The sequence below is a fragment of the Pseudomonas sp. SIMBA_068 genome, from assembly GCF_046534705.1.
GTDB classification, from domain to species: Bacteria; Pseudomonadota; Gammaproteobacteria; order Pseudomonadales; family Pseudomonadaceae; genus Aquipseudomonas; species Aquipseudomonas putida.
This window is the reverse complement of sequence record NZ_JAWRYI010001468.1, coordinates 1-241: the sequence shown is the minus strand read 5'-3', so window position 1 is coordinate 241 and position 241 is coordinate 1. Positions and strand designations below refer to the sequence as shown.

Annotated in this window: 1 protein-coding gene; it reads right to left on the bottom strand. The window is 44.4% G+C overall.

The window, feature by feature from the left end:
* Positions 1 to 4: 4 nt before the first annotated feature.
* A partial coding sequence (locus tag SB756_RS34510; protein ID WP_410913810.1) for a hypothetical protein occupies positions 5 to 241 on the bottom strand: 237 nt, incomplete at its 5' end.

Here is a 241-nt window from a genome sequence, read left to right as displayed (position 1 = left end):
AGTTCTAATAGCACACCTCTTTGTTAAATGCCGAAAAAACAGGACTTTGGTCCTGTTTTTTTATACCTTCCAGAGCAATCTCACGTCTTGCAAAAACAGCCTGAGTTTTCATCAGTAATAGTTGGAATTTTGTAAATCTCCCGTTACCCTGATAGCGGACTTCCCTTCTGTAACCATAATGGAACCTCGTCATGTTTGAGAACATTACCGCCGCTCCTGCCGACCCGATTCTGGGCCTGGC